Genomic DNA, 2442 nt, shown 5'->3' on the forward strand with positions numbered 1-2442 from the left:
GCGGGCTCATTTCCCAGCTGTTCATGCGCGTGAGCGCGGCGCCGCCGGGGCGGGCAAAGCCGATCGAGACGCTGGGCAGCGACGGCGCGAAATAGCGGGCCATCATCGTCGGCGCGCTGGGCCAGGGCTGCGCATCGACGCGCACTTCCAGGTCGCCGGAACGGAACACGTCAGCCCCGTTGTCGCTGGCATGGGTCCAGCCAGCGGCATCGGGCGTGGCATTGGGCCCTTCGCCCGGCGCGCTACGCGCCACGTCGGGATCAGTGGCGATGGTGACGCGCACGATATTGGGGGCATAGGGTTCGATGCTCACCGCCGCGCCGTTGCGATCGAGCACCGCCAGCGGCGCGGCCAGGGCCGGCACCGCGCAACCGGCCTGCAACAGCAGCGCGAGGGTGAAGATACGTGCCTTGGCCTTCATGCGATTGGTCCCTTCCCGTCTCGTTAATTCTGTCGCAGCCAAACCGTGGTTCAACCCGCGCAGTGAGTGATAGCGCTATCATTATGGTGCCGATGCTGGCTTGGCAACTGGTTATCGCGCCTTGCCTTTTCCCGGCCGGTGGTCAGCCCAGCGCCGCTTCGCGCTGGGCGTTGGCGATCCTGCCGCCGATCCTAGCAAGGTGATCGGCCTGGCTGGGCATGGCCTGTGCTGCGCGCCCGATCAGCTCGCGCATGCCGCGCAGCATCTGGTCCAGTTCCAGCGGGCGCAGGCTTTCGGTCAGCGGATCATGGGCCTGGGGCATGGCGCCCTGGCCGAGCAGCACCGCCAGCCAGCTGGCGTCTTGAAACAGATCGGTTTCGCGCGACAGCAGCCGCCCGCTGCGGCGGAACATGGCGATCTTTTCAGCGAGTGAGTCCGGGATCGCGCCGGTCCGGCACTGGTCCCAGAACGGTTCGCCGTCGCGTTCGTTGGCGTGATAGTGCAGCACCAGAAAATCGCGGATACGGTCGTATTCGTTGGCAATCTGGCGGTTGAACTCGGCCATGGTCATGGGGTCGAAGCCCATGTCGGGAAACCAGTTGAGCAACTTGGCCACGGCAATCTGGACCAGATGGATGCTGGTCGATTCCAGCGGCTCCAGAAATCCGGCCGAAAGGCCGATCGCCACGCAATTCTTGGCCCAGCTCTGCACGCGGCGGCCGGTGGTAAAGCGGATCAGGCGCGGATCGGCCAGCGGCTGGCCATCCAAATTGGCCATCAGCGCGGCATGGGCCTGGTCATCGCTCCAATGCTCGGCGCTGTAGACCATGCCGTTGCCCATGCGATGTTGCAGCGGAATGCGCCATTGCCAGCCGCCCTCATGAGCAGTCGAGCGCGTATAAGGGCGCATGAGGTCGACACAGTCGGTCGGCACGGCCAAGGCGCGGTTGCACGGCAAAAAGTGCGTCCAATCTTTGAACGGCACGCCCAGCGCCTCGCCCAGCAGCAGGCTGCGCAGGCCCGTGCAATCGATAAACAGATCGCCATCCAGCATGCCGCCATCGTCCAGCCGCAGACTGGCGATGCGGCCACTCTCGCCATCGAGCACGACTTCTTCGATCAGCCCTTCGCGGCGCTCCACCCCGCGCTCTTCGGCCAAGGTACGCAGATGCTGGCCATAGAGCGTGGCATCGAAATGATAGGCATAGGAAAATGTCGAATAGACCGAGCGTGGATCGCCATCGGGCTGCCGCATCTTGCCGGCATAAGCGGCCTGTTCATTGAGCGAGAACGCGCCGAGCGGGGTATCATCACCCAGCGCCTGGGCGCGCAACCAGTGCTGGTGGAATTGCGTGCCGCCAAAATCGTTGCCCTGCCGGCCGAACGGGTGGAAATAGCTGTGGCCTCGCGCGCGCCAGCCGGCAAATTCGATGCCCAGCTTGAACGTGCCCTTGGTCGCTTGGAGAAACGCCGCCTCGTCCAGCCCGATAACCTGGTTGAACGTCTGGATCGGCGGGATGGTCGCTTCGCCCACCCCGATCGTGCCGATGGTTTCGGATTCGACCAGCGTAATGCGGCAACGGTGCGGGGCAATCGTGCGCGAAAGCGCGGCAGCCACCATCCAGCCGGCCGTGCCGCCACCGGCGATGACGATGGAACGGATGTGGGAAGGCGCGGTGTCGTGCGGCATGAGGTGATCCGATCGGTCAGGCCGCGGCCTGGCAATGGCGGGCAAGGTAAAAGCGGTGATCGGGTGCAGACCGGCCCATGCGCGCCAGATCCTCGCGGCGGCGGGCCATGTGCGCGCGCAGCATGTCGATCGGCAGCGCGTCGATCAGCGGATCGTGGCGCTGCGGCCAGACGCCATTGCCCAGCAGGATCGCCGCCCAGCTCGGCTCTTGATAGGATTCCCCATCGAGCAGCGGGATCTTGCCCGTCGCGTGCCAGCTATCGAGCTTTTGCTGCAGGGTATCGGGCAGGTCCATGGCGCGCGCGGCCTGCCAGAACGGCTCCGGGCGCCG

2 protein-coding genes and 1 pseudogene are annotated in these 2442 nt (G+C 65.7%); all 3 read right to left on the reverse strand.

Annotated elements, in window-relative coordinates; genetic code table 11:
• A pseudogene (locus tag H926_RS35295) lies at positions 1-421 on the reverse strand (alpha-glucosidase); the annotation flags it as partial.
• 142 nt (positions 422-563) lie between these two features.
• Positions 564-2111: a tryptophan halogenase family protein gene (locus tag H926_RS0123465; RefSeq protein ID WP_022678405.1), complete on the reverse strand. Its 1548-nt coding sequence runs from the start codon at positions 2109-2111 to the stop codon at positions 564-566.
• 16 nt (positions 2112-2127) lie between these two features.
• Positions 2128-2442: tryptophan 7-halogenase (locus H926_RS34350; protein WP_202804799.1), on the reverse strand; the 315-nt coding region annotated here is incomplete at its 5' end.

This window comes from Novosphingobium sp. B-7, assembly GCF_000410615.1.
Lineage (GTDB): Bacteria > Pseudomonadota > Alphaproteobacteria > Sphingomonadales > Sphingomonadaceae > Novosphingobium > Novosphingobium capsulatum.

Excerpts from the sequence above, each read along its gene's own strand:
- H926_RS0123465 (WP_022678405.1), bottom strand. The coding sequence starts at position 2,111 with ATGCCGCACGACACCGCGCCTTCCCACATCCGTTCCATCGTCATCGCC.